11 protein-coding genes and 1 pseudogene are annotated in these 16,456 nt (G+C 63.2%); 5 read left to right on the top strand and 7 right to left on the bottom strand.

Features of this window, described 5'->3' with window-relative positions:
* Positions 1–739: universal stress protein (locus tag AC5JJ6_RS17305; RefSeq protein ID WP_496043249.1), on the bottom strand; the 739-nt coding region annotated here is incomplete at its 3' end.
* A 252-nt stretch (positions 740–991) separates the two neighbouring features.
* Between AC5JJ6_RS17305 and AC5JJ6_RS17300 the strand changes: the two genes are divergently transcribed.
* Both AC5JJ6_RS17300 and AC5JJ6_RS17295 read left to right on the top strand, forming a co-directional pair.
* Entirely contained in the window at positions 992–1,744 is a 753-nt protein-coding gene (locus tag AC5JJ6_RS17300; protein ID WP_496043248.1) for a hypothetical protein, read from the top strand.
* Entirely contained in the window at positions 1,741–2,565 is an 825-nt protein-coding gene (locus AC5JJ6_RS17295; protein ID WP_496043247.1) for a hypothetical protein, read from the top strand. The genes AC5JJ6_RS17300 and AC5JJ6_RS17295 overlap by 4 nt, the downstream gene beginning before the upstream one ends.
* Here the strand turns inward: AC5JJ6_RS17295 and msrB are convergent.
* Both msrB and AC5JJ6_RS17285 read right to left on the bottom strand, forming a co-directional pair.
* The gene (gene msrB, locus AC5JJ6_RS17290) at positions 2,547–2,993 is read right to left on the bottom strand and encodes a peptide-methionine (R)-S-oxide reductase MsrB (RefSeq protein WP_496043246.1); all 447 of its coding nucleotides are present in this window, start codon (positions 2,991–2,993) and stop codon (positions 2,547–2,549) included. The genes AC5JJ6_RS17295 and msrB overlap by 19 nt on opposite strands.
* Positions 2,994–3,053: 60 nt before the next feature.
* Positions 3,054–3,680 carry a pyridoxamine 5'-phosphate oxidase family protein gene (locus tag AC5JJ6_RS17285; RefSeq protein WP_496043245.1) on the bottom strand — a complete coding sequence of 209 codons (627 nt, stop codon included), beginning with the start codon at positions 3,678–3,680 and terminating at the stop codon, positions 3,054–3,056.
* A gap of 273 nt (positions 3,681–3,953) precedes the next feature.
* Here AC5JJ6_RS17285 and AC5JJ6_RS17280 point away from each other — a divergent pair, with 273 nt between their 5' ends.
* Positions 3,954–4,502: a hypothetical protein gene (locus AC5JJ6_RS17280; protein WP_496043244.1), complete on the top strand. Its 549-nt coding sequence runs from the start codon at positions 3,954–3,956 to the stop codon at positions 4,500–4,502.
* 68 nt (positions 4,503–4,570) lie between these two features.
* A complete protein-coding gene (locus AC5JJ6_RS17275) occupies positions 4,571–5,080 on the top strand; it encodes a cupin domain-containing protein (protein ID WP_496043243.1) in 510 nt (169 codons plus the stop codon).
* A 392-nt stretch (positions 5,081–5,472) separates the two neighbouring features.
* On the opposite strand, the gene AC5JJ6_RS17270 is transcribed toward AC5JJ6_RS17275, so the two are convergent.
* The 4 genes and pseudogenes from AC5JJ6_RS17270 to AC5JJ6_RS17255 form a co-directional block, all read right to left on the bottom strand.
* The gene (locus AC5JJ6_RS17270; RefSeq protein ID WP_496043242.1) at positions 5,473–9,954 is read right to left on the bottom strand and encodes a tubulin-like doman-containing protein; all 4,482 of its coding nucleotides are present in this window, start codon (positions 9,952–9,954) and stop codon (positions 5,473–5,475) included.
* A 40-nt stretch (positions 9,955–9,994) separates the two neighbouring features.
* Positions 9,995–14,092: a hypothetical protein gene (locus tag AC5JJ6_RS17265; protein ID WP_496043241.1), complete on the bottom strand. Its 4,098-nt coding sequence runs from the start codon at positions 14,090–14,092 to the stop codon at positions 9,995–9,997.
* Positions 14,093–14,292: 200 nt separating this feature from the next.
* Positions 14,293–14,730 (bottom strand): AAA-type ATPase lid domain-containing protein, encoded by a 438-nt coding sequence (locus AC5JJ6_RS17260; RefSeq protein WP_496043250.1) that lies wholly within the window; start codon positions 14,728–14,730, stop codon positions 14,293–14,295.
* A gap of 15 nt (positions 14,731–14,745) precedes the next feature.
* A pseudogene (locus AC5JJ6_RS17255) lies at positions 14,746–15,315 on the bottom strand (sigma-54 factor interaction domain-containing protein); the annotation flags it as partial.
* A 108-nt stretch (positions 15,316–15,423) separates the two neighbouring features.
* On the opposite strand from AC5JJ6_RS17255, the gene AC5JJ6_RS17250 reads away from it, so the two are divergent.
* A partial coding sequence (locus tag AC5JJ6_RS17250) for a metallophosphoesterase family protein (protein WP_496043240.1) occupies positions 15,424–16,456 on the top strand: 1,033 nt, incomplete at its 3' end.

Below are 16,456 nucleotides of genomic sequence, written 5' to 3'. Positions count from 1 at the left end.
AAAGCAGGCTGGTGCCGGTAGAATGCTGGCTGCGCCCGACGATGCGAAGCTCGGCCGGAATGCCGTGGAGACGCAGGTAACCGATCAGCATCCGGTCGCGCGCCTCCGGACAATCGGTTTCTCCGATCCGCAGCACGAAGACATTGTCCGCCTGCGACAGGAACGGAAGCGAGAACTTGACCGCCTGCGCGCCCTCGATGCTGCCGCTCCAGGCTATGACGACTTGCGACGGGACCATGTCGTGCGCCAGCTTCGGAACCAGCAGGGCAGGGCGGCGGCCCATCAGCAGGGCCGCTTCCAGCAGACTCCCGTCCAGCGGCAGGATATCCACGCCATCGGGATCGTTGCCGAGGACCACGACGTCGTGGAAGGGTGCTATCGCCGCGACGGCTCTGGTCGGATATCCGCGTTCCACCAGAAGCGACGCCGAAAAAGGTGGAGCCTGCTCCTGCCCCGCCGGTACGACCGGTGCGCCGAACTCGCGCGCCGCCCGCTCCAGCAGGTCCGCTGCCGCCTGCTCCCGCGACCGGGCGTCCTGGCCGATCTGGGCCAGCAGGCCCACGGGAGGCGATATCATGCTGTACCTCGCCCAGGTCACCGCAAAGTCTTCTTCGGTCGGTTGCGCGAGCAGGGCGGTCACGCGGGCGTCATGACCCTGCGCAAGGCGAAAAGCGCCGCGCAGCGCATGGATATCGTGTTCGATGCCTTCGATCGGAACCAGAATGGCCTTTATCGACATGGCGCTCCCCCGATTGACTGGCCTTATCGCCCTGTTTGCGTACGGAACTGTCCCCTGCTGTAGAGCAGGCCGATCCTTGCCGGGCATTAACCTGGATCAACCTACCGCGGGTCCGCACTTCAGGGGTACATTGCCCATCGGGAAGATCGACCGATGAAGGGGTAGGCAAACTTCCGCATCCTCGGATACTGGCTTCGATGCCCGCCGCTCCGGAGGCTCATGCTTCCGAATGGACGCATGTGGAGAAGTCCTATGAAAACCTTCAAGGTCGTGACCGGCGTCCTGTTCGTCGCCTGCGCGGCATCGACATCCGCCCGGGCGGTTCCGTTCATCGCGCCGGTCTTCGGAACCCCGGTCGTCGGCATCGACTTCGCCAACCCCCAATTCAACGTCTCGATCTCCAGCGAAACGCTGCTGGGGCCGACGGTGACGGAAACAAGGACGGGCGGCGGTGTGGTAAACGGCAATCTGTCGGCTTTTTCCGACGGTCTGCATGGTTCCGCCACCCTTGATCTTGCCGGACCGGGTTTTGCCGGCGTCTCGATGAGCGCCAAGCTCAGAACGACCGTAACGACCCTGTCGGCTCCCGAATTTCCGCCCCTGTCGCCGCAGCTGGTGATCGGACCGAATACCTTCGTCGATCTCCAGGGTCTCGGCGATGTCAGGTTCACCCTCTCCTACGCACTTTCGATCACGGCATTTCCGGGCGAGGGGGACTTCGACATCGTCGACAGCGGCGGCAATTACGAATGCGTCCAGACTGGCGGCAGGGGCTGCTCGACGTTCTTCGACGGTGCCACGGCGGACACCTTCTTCAGGCTCACGCCCGGCAGCCCCATCGTCTACGATACGTCGCTCCGGTACTCGGTCACCCTGGAAAGCCTGCCGGTGACGATCGCCGAGCCGGCGCCCGCAGCCTTGATCGCACTGCCCCTGATCCTGCTCCTGATCGGCCTTCCCTGGAGTGCGGGACGCCGGCAAGCCATTCGGGGAGGGGCACCATGAAACGCCTCCTGGCCTCGGGTTTGGCCCTGCTGGGGATCATCGCCGGATCTGCCTCGGCCCAGGCGGTGCCCGTCGCGAACCCGATCGTCATCGGTGCTCCGACGATCGCGGTCACCTTTGCGAACACTCCTCCTGGTTTCGTCGTCTTCAACGAATATCTGATGGAACCAAGCGCGATCGTCGCGACGACCGGCGGCGGGGCAGGGCAGGCGGAGATCTTCGCGCCGGAAGGCATCGCGCAGCCCATTCCAGGTCCGGACCTGTCGGCATTCGGCGGGATTCAGATCCCTTTCATGCTCGGCCTCGATGGGCCGGGGACCGTCGAGCTGACGATGAGCGGAAAGGTGCGGACGACCGCCACGACGACGACCTTACAGGAAGGCCCGCCCTTTGCCGCATCCTTCATCTACATAGGACCGAACACGCAGATCACCGGGATAGCGCCCGGCCCCATCAGGTTCGTCCTGGACTGGGATCTGGCGATCGTCCTGACGCAGGAAGGGCGGGAGTCCGAGACGCGGCGGACCGCACGGCGGATCGAGTGTCCGAACAGTGTCGGGATCGTCTGCGAACAGGCCTATGACATCAGCGTGCTGGACAACAACTTCATGCCCCGTCCGGGAGTGCCGTCGATCATCGAAACGACGATGAACTACGTCGTCACGCTGGAGAGCCGGCCGGTGACGGTTCCGGAGCCCGCTGGCTGGCCGCTGATGGCGGCCGCATCGCTCGTGATCGGGTTCATGGCGACACCCTTCCGGCGGAGAGTTCAATCGGATACCTGCGCGGCCTCGGCCGCTCCTCAGATATCCTCGACCTGATCGAGATAGGCGCCGTAGCCCTCGGTCTCCATATCGGTGCGCGGCACGAAGCGCAGCGAGGCGGAGTTGATGCAGTACCGGAGGCCGCCACGGTCGGATGGCCCGTCGGGGAAGACATGGCCGAGATGGCTGTCGCCGTGAGCCGAGCGGACTTCGGTGCGGATCATGCCATGGCTTCTGTCGCGCAGCTCATTGACGTTGGCCGGTTCGATCGGCTTGGTGAAACTCGGCCAGCCGCAACCCGACTCATACTTGTCCGAGGACGCGAAGAGCGGCTCGCCGGAGACGATGTCGACGTAGATTCCGGGTTCCTTGTTGTAGAGATATTCACCCGTTCCCGGGCGTTCGGTGCCATTGCCCTGAGTAACCCGGAACTGCTCGGGCGACAGTCCGGCAATGGCTTCCTCGGTCTTCTTGTAACCGGTCATACTCGATACTCCGTCGTTTCACGATGGCACGGCATCCCGCGCCGACGATTTATATAGTGCCTATGTGGTGATATGCGCCGGTCCGGCACGCAGTTCGTCGTTCTCGGCTTCCAATTGCGCGATACGCTCCCGAAGCGGACGGACCGCCTCGGCGATTTCCCGTTCCGTGAAGCGCGGGGTGATGTGCTGCGGGCAATTCCAGTCGAAGGCTTCAAGACGCAGCCGGAAGATGCGTTCGAGCTTCGCCCGGTAATCCGCGGTCGTGACTAGCTCGGTCAGTGCCGGATCGGCATCCAGTGCTACGACCTCGACATGCGCATAGATCTTAAGCCGGGCGCGGCGGCCGTAGTCCATCAGGAACAGGCAGACCCTGTCGTCCGCCGCGAGGTTGCCGACGCTGATGTACTGGCGGTTGCCGCGATAATCGGCGAAGGCCAGCGTCCGGTCGTCGATAAGCTTCAGGAAGCCCGGCGGGCCGCCGCGATGCTGGACATAGGGCCATCCGGTTTCGGAAACGCTCGCCATGTAGAAGCTGTCGCGCTCCGCTATGAACGCGGCCTCGTTCTCCGTGAAGCGATCGAAATCACGGTGGCCGGCGAAATCGCGCCAGAGATGGTCGGCGCCCATTTCGGCCTGCGCCGCCCGGACGCTGGGTGTTATCGCGATGTCGAGAAATCCGTAGGACATGATCTATCTCCAATCCATCGGAGACAGGCAGGTGCGGAAGCTTTCGGACATGCGCGACACTGCAATCTCCCCCGGGGTGCGGGCCGGTATCCGACTCGGCTGACCAGGAGAATACCGGTTTTCATTCCCTTGCATAATGTGGTGCATCTGAAATTGAGCCTTCCACAAATCGGAAAGGTGCCGGCTCCGGCCGCTGGCCGGGAAGCGGAGCTTGATTTCGGGGTGCCTCGAAAGACGGGATGACAGATCCCGGTCGCTGTGCGGAAGTGCGGCATGCGCTATCTTGTTCTTATCCTGGCCTTGATCCTCGCCGCCTGTCAGACGAAGTCCGGCGAGGTGCATCCCCGAATGCCGCAGATGGTGGTTCCCGTCGATCCGGCCGAACCTCCGCAACCGCGGGACGGAACCCTTCAACAGGGCATCGAGGTCGGCGAGATCGTGCTTGACGGCAGTGCCGCCGGACAAATCGGCGAAGTCGGTGCGATTTCGCGCAACGACCTTCGGGAAGCCCTCATCAACACGCTCGCGAGCCGCGGGCTGCTGGCGGCGGGCAGGCCTGCCTATCGGCTGGACATGCGGATAGACGGCGCGAAGACGCCGACCATACCGGGACCGTTCGAAACCGAAGTCTCCGTAGCCGCCACCTATGTTCTGACCGACGCCGCGACCGGCAGCGAGGTCTGGCGCACCAGTACGGAAACGAGCGCCCAGCGGAAGATCACCGCCGGCTTTCCGGAGCCCGTGCTGATGGAGAGGGATGCCCTCGAGCACGCGGTCCGCGACAGCATCGCCCGGATGCTGAGCCAATTGTACCGGCGCTGACGGCCGCGCACCCCTGTTACGAGGTGGACCCGGCGGCGTGTCCGCCGGGGTGAAAGGGAAGGACCGACATGTCACCGGAAACCCTGCTGTTGCCTCCCAGCGATTGGGTGCCGAACAACCCGATCTTCCCGGTCCTGCTCTACCGCGGCGTCGTCAGCGGCCGGGATCAGGACGCCATGGCCTCCGCCTTCGAAGCGCTGTTCGGCCGCAACGGCTGGCCGGCGCAGTGGCGGAACGGCGTTTTCCCATACCATCACTATCATCCCGCCGCCCATGAAGTGCTCGGATTTGCCGGCGGTTCGGCCCGGCTGATGCTTGGCGGTCCGGGTGGCCGCGAGGTCGAGGTCGGCGCCGGGGATGTCGCGGTGCTTCCCGCCGGCACCGGGCATTGCCGCCTGTCCGCCACTCCGGACTTCCTGGTCGTGGGCGCCTATCCGCCCGGACAGGACTGGGACATCAGGAGAGAGGCGCCGACGGATGGGATGGTGGAGCGCATGGCGCGGCTCGGCTTTCCCGACAGCGATCCCGTCATGGGCAAGGACGGACCCCTTCCCAAGCTTTGGAAACGTCCCGAATAGCCGAGAAGCGACGGCCCGCTTCGTGGGCCGACTTATTCCGGCATCATACCAGCGCCAAGCTGCGCACTTGCGCAATCCGCCCTTTCATCGGTCCTCGCAAACACCTGGAGCACGGGTCCGTTGCCCGGGAGCTCCAGTACCCGTCTCGCATCAACCACAAAAGGTCTATTCACTCACTGGACAAACCGATAAATCCTGAACGTGTGCGGTGTACAACAGAAACGCCGCGAGATCGCCGGAGAATTCAGCGCTCCGGAAACCAGGACCAAGGCGCGAACCCGAGGAGTTCCGGACCGGCGCCTTCCTGACGGGGGCTGGCGCTGGGAACGTCGCCGCATCTTCGGCGCTCTCGCCTCTCCAGGGTAGCGAGAACGCCGAAGATGCGGTGCGCTTCATGCACCATGTCCGATCAGTGCGATGGCACGGCCCTCGATGCGTGCCCGGATATCGTCTTCGATTATCGCCAGCGCCTTCAATCTCTGTACCGCCTCCCGGGGAGCAACTCCCTTGCCGATGAACAGCCGGCGCATATCCTTCTCCAGATCGGAAAAGCGCCGGCGCGGGCTGACGATGCCGGGAAGCGCCCTGACTGCATCGAACAGGGCCCGGTCCTCCGGATGGCGCCAGATAAGTTCCAGCAGATCCATGCCATTGCGGGCATCTATCTTCGGCAAGGTGTAGTCGCCCGGCACGCGGGCCGTCAGATCCGGGATCGAATGGGGCAGGAGTTCGGCGGCCGCATCGTCGAAGAAGTTGGTGTCGATCATCCAGCGCAGGACCGCCGACGGCTGCGTGCTGCATATCACGCAGGGCTGGTCCGGTTCCGGATCGTCATGTTGCAGGAAATGGGTGACCAGTTCGGCAGGCGAGAACCGGTGGATCTGGCCATCCTTCGGCAGTCCGACCAGCGTAAGGCATACGGGGCACCGCGTGACGCAGGTACGCAGCTCGTCCCAGGGAAGGAGCAGGGCAGGGTGTTGGCGGTCGTAACAGCTTTCGCAATGTTCGTGTCCATGCATCTCCGCCGCCGTGCTCCAGGGCCGTCCACCCGCCGGACAACCGAATAGGTTGCGGCAGAAGCCGGCCTCCGCCAATCCGTCGGTAGACGCCGTTTCTACATCAGGCAAATGGCGGTGCATGACATTGGTGCAGCGCGGACACCGTTCCGGCCCGGAATGGTCCGGCAGCGGCTGGAACAGGGTGCCGTCGCGATGCGAGCAATAGGAACACTCGCGCAGGACACGCTGGCATCGGGGGCAGGCGACCGAACGGCCGTCGCGAATGGCATCCAGCTGACGGGGAGAGATCGGGAAGCTGCAATGGAAGCATGAATGGGAGAACCGGCTCCCATCGCGGCTGGACACGAAGTGCTTTCCGTCACGGTAAAGGGGAACCAGGCTGGATGCGCCGTTGACCGTAACCGGAAGGCAGGGAAAGACCAGATGCTGGCCGCCCTTGCGTTCCGGATGCGCAAGACCCAATCCGCTATGGTCGAGCAGCCGTTCGAACCGTTCCAGCTCCTGGGGCCTCACGCCGTCCCAGAAATACGGCTGCAAGGCCGCCGGTACCGTGCGGCGCCGTGCTGCGGGCAAGCCCAGGACCGCTCCTCCCGGGATCTCGAAGGGAGCGTTCTCCGGATTGCGGCGAACGGCGACGAGCGGGCGGGTTCCGCGCAGATACTCGTCGAGGCACCGGGGGCAGGCGCTTTCGCCATGAGGGATGGCGGTATCCTGGTGGGCCGCGTCGGAGCAGGTCCACAAGGCTCTTTGGGACCGGGGAAAGTTGTCGAGAAGCTCCGGCAATGCCACCGCCGCAGGCGTGATGTGGAACCGTCCCCGCCGCTCTTCCGGCAGTTCCTGATAGCGGCGATAGTAGCGCTCGATATCCAGGATCTCGGCTCCGGCCCGGAAAAGCTGCTCGAAGTAGACGACCGGCCGGGGTGAGTCGCCGCAGAACATCGGTGTCTGGTTCAAGGCGTTCTGTGCGGAGAAGGAGATCGCCTGCATCAGCCGGTCGCCGCGAACCGCCATGCGGCTTCCCGTGAAGCGACCGCTCACCGGCTTGGCGATGACCAGCTTATCCTGCTGGATCGACGACACGACCGCGCCCTTGCCGAACACGCGGCTGCGGCATCGCCGCATGATCGCCTGAAGCCCCTCTTCGCCGCCCATGCGTTGCAGGACGAAGTCCTCTTGCTCGGCCCAGAAGCCGACGAACGCCCGCAGGGCGATACGCGCCCGCAGGAGCCGGCGGTTGAAAAGTTCCTCACTGCGGATCTCGGTGCCGGGCAGGCCGGTACCCCGCCCGCAGAACTGCCCCTCGATGGCAAGCGCCAGTTTCAGGGCGAAGGGCCGCCGCTCGTCCGGCTGCTTGCGCTCCTCTTCGCGGAAGCTACGGTCCAGGGTCTCCAGCAGCGCGGTCCAGCCGTCTATCCAGGTGATCTTGACGCTGAACTCCTCGATCATTTCCCGTGCGCCTTCGGCGCGGGCGACCAGCAGGCACCGTTCGGCCAATGCTTCGGCTGCCGCCTTCAGGTCTTCCTCGGTCGGGTCCTCGAACAGCCGCCGGACCACTTGGGCCAGCGGCGCCATCGCCTTGGCGAATTCGTCCGCATGGCCGCCGCCGGTATCCGTGAATACCTTGCGCAGTTGGACGTAACCGCGGTCGTGAATCTGGCGGGTGCGTTGCTTGCGCAGTGTCTGGTTGACGTTGCTGATTTCGATCAGTTCGGAAAAGTGCCCCATGATGGCATGGCGATGGGTATGCGCATAGGCGCGGAACGCGTCGCCGAACTGGTTGCGGACACTGTGCCGCTGCCCCAGTTCGTCAAGCGTAGCGCCAAGAGTCGTGGCGAAGGCCTTCATCATGATGTCCATCGGACCGCAGCCGTGGATCGCCTTCAGTCCGATGAGCGACTGCTCGTAGGTATCCGCGGGATCGCGCAGCATTCCCAGAGCCACCCGCATCTGGATCAGCGACGCCGGTGCCACGACCATTTCGTCCGCCAGCGGAGTTCCTTGCGGCAAACGGCCAAGCCGTTCGATCAGCGTGTCGAGTGCGCGCCGTGCCTCCTCGTCCAGCAGCGGAAGCTCATCCGCCAGTTTGTCCTTGACCCGCTTGATCCATTGGTAGATGCGCTGCCAGCGCGGCTCGATATCGTCCTTCAGGATCTCGATCAGGGGAATGGCGGCTACGGGGGGCTTCTGATCGCCCGCCTTCCAGGCGCCCGTGGCGATCTGTTCCCTCCAGCCCTCCCGCAATGTCTGCGGCACATGACTGTCGAACAGTTGCCGGGCAAGCTCCGTCTTGCGGTCCTCATTGCCCTTGATATCGGGCGCGGCCAGACGGTCCGCTTCCTCCTCCAGCTTTTTCAAGGCCTGGCGCATCCGCTCGACCGTGGTGACCTTCGGCAGCTTGAGGCTTTCCGCCTCCGTCTGGAGGGAATTCACGGCGACGATCCAGTCTCCCGGCGCTTCCGGACGGGAAACGGCAGCGGGTGGCGCCGGCGGGGCAGGCAGGCACGGGTCCACCGGCACCGGCAAGTTCTGGACCTCGTTGCGGTCGGCATCCATGACGTCGGCCAGCAAGGTATCCAGGTCACGCCGGGTAAGCCGGGGTACATCCGCGCCGCTCAGGCGCCGCTCGACGTCGAGCAGGAACTGAGCTTCCAGGATATCCGCGAGATAATCGGTATCGACAAGATCGAGCGGCACCATGGCGGAGGTGCAGAAGACGAATCCCGCTTCCTGGTTGCCGGCGCCGGCGCCGGCATTCGCATCGCTGCGCTCGTTGTTGGCGCCCTCGTCTATGCGGGCACGGATGTCGGTGCGGATCTGCGTCAGCGCGTTCTGGGCAAGGCGGAAACAGCTCGTCTCGACGGCGGCCGAATTCACGTCGGCCAAGGTGGACGGATCGCCATCCGGCACGAAAGACTGGTAGACATAGACCAGATCGAAAACCGGACGGCCGCCGGGTTCCCGGCGGAATCCTACTCCCTGCGAGCCGATGGGATAGCGGACCTCGAACGTCTCCTTCTGCCGCCAGTTCTTGTATCCCGCCAGCTCCTTGAGCGCGGCATAGGCGTTCAGTTCGATCCGCTCGGCCCGGTCCGATCCGGAGAACGGATCGGCCATCAGGAAGCAGCCGGTGACGTTGCAGCCGGGATCGATGGACTTCAGCATGAAGGCCACATCCCAGAACATGCCGCTGCCGCTGCCGCCCGACAGCGATGCCACGATATGGGCCCGGACGGGACGGTCGTGCGGCGTGGCGTCGCGGATTCGCCGGTGCCCATCCCGCAGTTCGTCCATGATCGCCCGCGATTCCAGGAAGAGGCCGAGGCGGCCGAGCGGCCGCCACTGCCCCGCTCCCTCGTGGTGAGCCTGACCGACGCCGATCTCCTCGCCGGTGCGGGTATCGTCCTGGGGGAACCAGAGCCGGGACGCTTCCATGTCGATATCGGACATCTTCGACAGCGGATCGGCGGTTTCCGCAGCGTCCGATCCGTTGGAGCGTCCTCCGCTGCGCCGCTGGCGAATGGAATCCACGGCACGGGTTATGTCCTCGGTCTGGATGGTGACCAGACGCGGCAGGCGCGGAAGGTCCCGGAAAGCATCCGTCTCACCGCCTTTCTTCGAGGACATGCGCGGATAGACGTAGTCCGGGACGGTCAGTCCAGGCCGGTTGGCCTTCCAGTCCGTATCCACCGCAACGAAATGGAGCTTTCCGGCAGCCAGCATCGCCGCGAGGTCCGGGTCCTGGCCGTTCTGCGCCAGCCACAGCATGTAACGCAGTGTCCGGACGCCGGTGCCGCCCAGCCCGATGAACAGCGTCGGCAGGCGGCTGTTGAAAGCGGATTTTACGATGTCGGCCATGATTCCTTGTCCTTCCCTATCCATTCGGTCTCGACGGTGCTTAGTTCTGCTGGCAGGAAAGGCCGACGCAGATTTCATGGATTCCCGGCAGATTTTCGTACGGGTTGATAAATCCTATCCAGAGGACCAGCGCCAGCACACAAATCGCAGCGGCAGATCCATAGACGGCAACAAAGACGGCCTTCAGCTTCCGCTCGATGAGTTCCTGAAATTCTATGCAAACGCCGCCATTTTGGAGAGTTTTTGCTATCGAGCGGTTTATCCAGATTGAACTTGCAAGACTGGTGACTCCGCCGATCAATGCGCATATTAAGATATTTTCAAGGAGAAGGACTCCGATACTATTAGTCAGCCAATCATGTGAACCGCCTGTGCCAAATTCCTCGGTTGCCCATCTGACGGAAGTTGGCGCAATCGACAGACCGCCGAATATAGTCGTGAAATTTGCCGCGTTCGTCAGGATGTGGTTCAGCGAACCACCCGGCAGGCGAAGCTTCTGGAGGAAGCGTATTTTCTGTCGAAGCCACCGGGTTCGAAGCAACAGGCCCGCCCCCAGGATGCCGGCTCCAAGAACGAAAAGGTAGGTGCAGGCTTCGTTCATCCAGCCACGCCACTGATCCACCTCTACCGGTGCGTCCGCTGCGCTTGGGCGCTTTCCGGCGATGCTGGCATGGGCATGGGCGATGCTGCCCGTGATGGCATTGCCGTCCGGCTTGATGACCCATACAGGGGCGACCTCCGCCTTCTGCCCATTGAAGGTCAGGTCGATTTCCTTCTCGGTGCCGGGAAGTTTGCCGCCGCTGGCATCGGCCAGCCACAGCATGACCTTCTGGTGGTCGCCGTAGCCCAGGCTTTGCCGCGTCACCTCGACATGTGCGATGACGTTGGCTCTTCCGCCCGACCCGTAGACCATATGGCGCTTGGCGCCGGTAACCTTGATTTCATAGTGGTTGGTTTCCAGCACCGCCTCGGATGTGGCGATCCGGTTGTCGGGCGGAGCCATGCGGTTGAGCATGTCCACGAACGCCACCTTGGCGGTCCCGGCAGCTTCCAGCCGCGTGACGTCTTCCGGCGACAGGGGAACCTGGACCGGGATCGATTGACCACGGTTGACCGTTACCGGCGCAGGCAGGTTGATCAGCATCGGCTTGCCGCCGTCGGCTGGGTCCACCGCCACCGCGAAGACCTTTTGCGGCAAGGCGCCGTCGTTGACTGCCCGTACCGTCAATCGGCGGGCCTGCCGCTCGAAGGCATTTTCCGGATTGATCAGCGGCTTGACGGCGCTGCGGTTCCCGACCGGCACCGCCAGCCAAGGTTGACGGCAGTTGAATGATTCCGCCAAGGCATCCGAATCGTAAGCGCCGACCACGCACAGGAAGACCTGTTCGCCTCCAAGCAGCCCCATGGTTTCCGGTCCGAAGGCGACTGGCAGCTTGAGTTCGCCGGGCCGCTCGGGAACACGCGGCCGCGCAGCACCGGCATAGTTCGTGACAAGCATGGACTGCCTGCCGGTTTCGTCGGCAGCCAGCCAGACGGATTTGACCGGCTGAGGAAATCCCAGCGGATTGCGCACGGTGATGGTAACGGATGGCGCCGCCCCGTCCACCGTCCACGAGACGCCGTCCTTGGACATGATGAGAGCGGTTTCGGGCAGGGGAGGGACCTCCCGCTTTACGCCGGTGCAGTCGACCTGTTTGCATTCCGGAACCAGCATCACCCTGTCGCGCGGATGGAACTGTTCCCAGATTTCCTCGCGATACACGATCGATACCCTGACGGTCTTCTGGTAACCGACGTCCACCGGATTGGGGAGCGGCAACTGGAGGCGGCCGGCCGGGTTGCCGGGACGCTCCACGAACAGCCTCTCCAGCGTCACGCTGATCCCGCCGGGATTGAAGAAATCGAGGGCAAGGGTTGGGTTTCCGTCCTTTGGCTCCCCCCAAGTTGCAGAGCGGATCTGCAAGGGCGCTGGCCTCAGCGAATTGGCGATGGTGATCCGGTTGGCGCATTCCTTGCCCAAGCCGTCGATGCACCCGGCTTCGAGGCCGCGCGTCTCCACCACGTCGCGGTCGCTTTCTTCGGTCAAGGGGAAGACGACGGTCTGGCTACGGCGGCCACCCACAGCCCTTCTGGGCGCAGGCACGACAAGCCGCTTGAACAGCGGGCCGCCTTGTCCCGAATGCAGGCTGATCTCCATTACGCTGCTGTTGGCGCCGCCGGGGTTCTCGACCACGGCTTCCAGCTCGAACCGCCCATCTTCCGCCGCCGGTCGGATTTCAGCCTTGGTCAGGCGCAGCTGGGCCAAAGTGGGGGGAGCCGTTGCGGCAACGATGGCCGAAGGCTGGCCGGTCTGGCTATCCACCACCGCGACATAGAGGCTTCCCGTGACGAGCTGGCTGACGCTGCTGGGCAAGCGCAGACGCAACGGAACCGGAAGTGGGCCGATTTCCTGCCCTTGCGGGACGGTGATGCTGCCGACAGGCGGCTCGCCCTCGGATTTGGAAAACAGCCTGATCTCGGTGACGCGCTTCGACGGTCCGCTGGGATTCTGAACATCGATCAGCAGGTCGAACTCGGTCTGCGACCCTTCCGCCGACTCGACCCGCGCCTTGGAAACGATCAGGGGAGTGAGGTTAGGAATGCCGACTCGAAGCCTTTGTGACTCGAGCGGAGTTTCACTGTCAGGCATCATGAAGCCAGCGGTGGCGTAGACAGGTTCGCTGCGCAGCAATCTCTGCTGCGCCAGCAGCGGAGCCGCGACCGTCAGAGCGGCGCTGCCTCCCGGTTCGAACGCAGTGGCGGTGTCGAGCAGCGCTTCACCCAAAGGATTGCCGGCTGTCTCAGCGTCGAAGAAGCGTAGCGCCTTCGGCGCGATCGGTTCGCGGTTGGGGTTCTCGACCATCGCCGTCACCTTCAGCGGTTCGGTCGCCAGTGTGCGTGAGGACTCGATGGATCGCATGATCGGAGCACTTGGGATGTTGAGCCCGATCTCCTTGCGGGCCGACGTGCCGACGCCTTCGTCCTCAATGGCGACAACGATCCTGCCAGCCGCAAGACGAGCCGCTTCCGGGGCCGGAATCGGCAACGTCAGGGTGCCTGCCTGGCCTGGGGCCAGCCGGATACTGGCGGAAACGTCGAACGGAGGCTGATCCTTGCCGTCCGGGAAGAAGCGCACCCGCGACACCGCGTTGGAAACCCGGGCGCTGTTCCGCAGGGCAAGGGTGCATTCGATGCCTTGCCGGCGCTGCCGGCACTCCCCGCCCTCGATCAGCAGGCGCGGCAGGGTCGCGCGGAATACGGCATCCACGAACCGCTTGGCGAAAGCGTCCGCATCGTTTGCGACCTCGTCGTAGCGGATGGGCTCGGCGCCGATATGCTCAGCCAGGGTGGTCGGTATGGCGGCGGCGGCAACGGTCTGCAACACGCAGTTCAGGTAGTTGTCCTTGTTGTCCGCAAACAACTTCAGGCCCGGATAATCCTCCTTCTTGGGCTCCACGATCAGCATCCCGACATAGGGGCGGACCGATCCGCCTGCCGCCGACTGCTCCAGAAGGTCCGCCAAGGACTTGATTTGCGGATCGAGCCGGGTCTTCTTGCCGTTCCTGTACTGGTCGAGCAGATCGCAGACGCCCAGCTTGTCCTTGGTGCGGCGCGCGTTGTTGAACGGATCGTCGACGAAATCGCTGGCGATCATCACCAGCTTCAACCGGTTGTCCCGCGCATTGAGGACCGGGTTTTCGGTTACCGCCGTCAGCAGACGGCTGAAATCCGTATTTTCGTCACCGGCGACATCGCCGAACCGCCCGACCGCGGCGTTCAGGGCGTCGCGGCTGCCGCCATCGACCCGCTCCGCGATCGTCTTGACGTCCGATCCGAAGGTGTAGAGGTTCACCCGGTCACCGGCCGCGACGAAGGTCCGCCTTCCACCGTCGATCTGGCGTTCGAACACGGTGCGCAGCATCTCCGCGACCCGTTCGTTGGGCGCCCCGGCGCCGGCGCCCGTGAAGATCGTCTTTGACCGGTCGAGAAAAACCAGCAGATCGAAAGGCGGCAGCGACTGATCGCCCGCGCCTGTTCCCTGGACCATCGCCGGTGCCTGACCGGCTGTCTGCGCCAGCGCTCCGTGAGCAGCCAGCATGATCCAAACCATGGCCATAGACAGTATCGCGCGCATCTGCATCCGCCTTCAATTCGTCCCTTGCGGGCAAAAATCCTTGCAAGGACGAATGGCAAATTCGATGCCAGACCGGCGAGCTATGATTCACAAGGGATTTTCGACCGGGGAGCAGGGCAGGGCCTGTTCAACGGACACAGGTGCGGCGAACTTTGAACACCTTGTCAGGGACGCTTCCACCCCTTCGCGGTTATGCGGGAATGCAGGGTCCCGCGTGAGCATCCGGCGACGCGGGCGGCCTTGCTGATGTCCCAGCCCGTAAGCTTCAGGGCGTGCTGGAAACGGGCGTCTTCGGTCAGGTCGGGAGAGATGACCATGCGGGTCGTGGTCGGCGCATTGCCTGGAACGAACAGCACCTGGATCGCCACCTCCTGGGTGATGGTCCCGTTCTTCGTTTCACCGAACAAAGCGAGGTTACGCACGACTTCCTCGAGCTGACGGATATTGCCGTCCCAGGGCAGGGCGCACAGCAGTTCCATCGCTCCGTCGTCGAACATCAGCGGCGATGCGTCGCTTCCGGAGTTGTCTTCCTGAAATTCCGCCAGCAGGCAGCGCGCCAGCTCCGCGATGTCCTCCGGCCGGTCACGCAAGCGCGGAACCACGAGCCGCCACTGGTCCAGCCTGTGCAGCAGATCGAGACAGAACAGGCCCTTCTGCACCAGGGCTTCCGGGTCTTTGTTGGTCGTGGCGATGATCCGGACGTCTACCCGTCGTCCCTCGCCTTCGTCATCGCCAAGCCGGGTCACGGTCTGGTCGTCGAGAAAGCTCAGAAGGCGCTGCTGACCCAGCAGGGGCAGCGTGTCGATATCGTCCAGCAGCAACGTCCCGCCATTGGCGGACATCAAGGTTCCGCGCCGGTCTGTCAAGGCGTTGGTATAGGCGCCCTTCCGATGTCCGAACAGGTCGGACAGCATCGTGCCGTCCGCAAGGACCGCGCAGTGCTTCTTTATGAAGGGACCGTTTCAGCGCTTGGACAGACGGTGGATTTCCTGTGCAAGCCGGGTCTTGCCGGTACCGGTCGGCCCGCAGATCACCACCGGTCCAGGCTGCGGCGCGATCTTGCGGACATAGCTCAGCAAGCGTTTCATAGCCTGGGATTCGGCTACCAGTTCCCGCTCGCCGCCGGAACCGCCTTCACCACCGGCCGAAGCCGCCGAATTACCGGGAACAGATCTGATAATCTTCATCGCCACGATTCCTTGACGCCAGTAGCATCAAAGGTAGTATAACTTCAGTCGTAAAACGAATCAAAATCCGCCGCGTCGTAGTTGCATACATAGGTATGCAGGTGAAAAATGGATGGTGTCTTAATTGACTTAAAAAAATCAAAGTTAGATTTGAAAGAAACCACGCGAATTCTGCATTTGAGTGATGCACACGTGGGCATGACTGATTCATCTTCACCGAATCAAGAAAAACGGATAGCAAAATTTGTCGACTCCCTTGCGCGGGACGTCGAAAATCAATCCATCGATATAGTTGCTGTAACCGGCGACATCGCCTGCAAGGCAGCCGAGGCGGAATACGTCCTTTTCCGCCAGTGGATCTTCCAGCCTCTTTCGGCGATGCCGGCGTTCGGGAATGCACGGTGGTACGTGGTTCCAGGAAATCACGACGTGGATTTCACCGCCGACTATGCAAATCAGGAGACCATCGTCAAATACAGCGACGGCAGGATGGGGCTCCCCGGCAGCGAAGGTCTCGCCGCCCGTAGCAACGTCATCAATCGCTTCAAGCCGTTCATCGCCTTCGCCGGTTCCATTGCACCGTTTCCTGGCCCGGCCGGTCCGCATTGGATGACGGCAGACGGTTATCATGTCGACCTTCTGCCCGCTCCGGCTGGTCGGGTTCTGCGAGTCATCAGTCTCAACACCGCTTGGTGCGAGGACCGTCCTGGGAAAGATGCCCAGAAACATGCTTGGCCCGGCGCTGGATTGCTGCGGCAGGCCCTGACCCACGAGCCATCCGCTGCCTTGACGCTGGTCTTGGGTCACCATCCGCTGTACTTCGTCGAAAATGGCGAAAGGCAGAGTATCCGCGATCTGCTGGCCGAGAACAGGGCCATCTACCTCCACGGCCATAGCCACTTACCGGATATCACCGATGAAAATCGCAAAGACTCAAACCGTTTCCTAGCGCTGATGGCGCACGCGATCGATTCTCCGTCTCGGGGAAGCAAGGAAAGCAAGGTACGCATCGTCGGATACAATCTGATCGAGTGGAACACGGGTGACGAGTTTCTTAAGTTTTTTCCACGTGTCTGGTCAACGGGCGGCTTTACTCTCGCTGACACTTTGGGAAATTGGCCCAGGGACGGGGATTGCTACC

This window comes from Skermanella sp., assembly GCF_059503625.1.
This window is presented reverse-complemented; position numbering and strand designations above follow the sequence as displayed.

Coding starts and splice junctions, on each gene's coding strand:
- AC5JJ6_RS17300 (WP_496043248.1), top strand. CDS start 992: ATGAAAACCTTCAAGGTCGTGACCGGCGTCCTGTTCGTCGCCTGCGCG.
- AC5JJ6_RS17295 (WP_496043247.1), top strand. CDS start 1,741: ATGAAACGCCTCCTGGCCTCGGGTTTGGCCCTGCTGGGGATCATCGCC.
- msrB (WP_496043246.1), bottom strand. CDS start 2,993: ATGACCGGTTACAAGAAGACCGAGGAAGCCATTGCCGGACTGTCGCCC.
- AC5JJ6_RS17285 (WP_496043245.1), bottom strand. CDS start 3,680: ATGTCCTACGGATTTCTCGACATCGCGATAACACCCAGCGTCCGGGCG.
- AC5JJ6_RS17280 (WP_496043244.1), top strand. CDS start 3,954: ATGCGCTATCTTGTTCTTATCCTGGCCTTGATCCTCGCCGCCTGTCAG.
- AC5JJ6_RS17275 (WP_496043243.1), top strand. CDS start 4,571: ATGTCACCGGAAACCCTGCTGTTGCCTCCCAGCGATTGGGTGCCGAAC.
- AC5JJ6_RS17270 (WP_496043242.1), bottom strand. CDS start 9,954: ATGGCCGACATCGTAAAATCCGCTTTCAACAGCCGCCTGCCGACGCTG.
- AC5JJ6_RS17265 (WP_496043241.1), bottom strand. CDS start 14,092: ATGCTGGCTGCTCACGGAGCGCTGGCGCAGACAGCCGGTCAGGCACCG.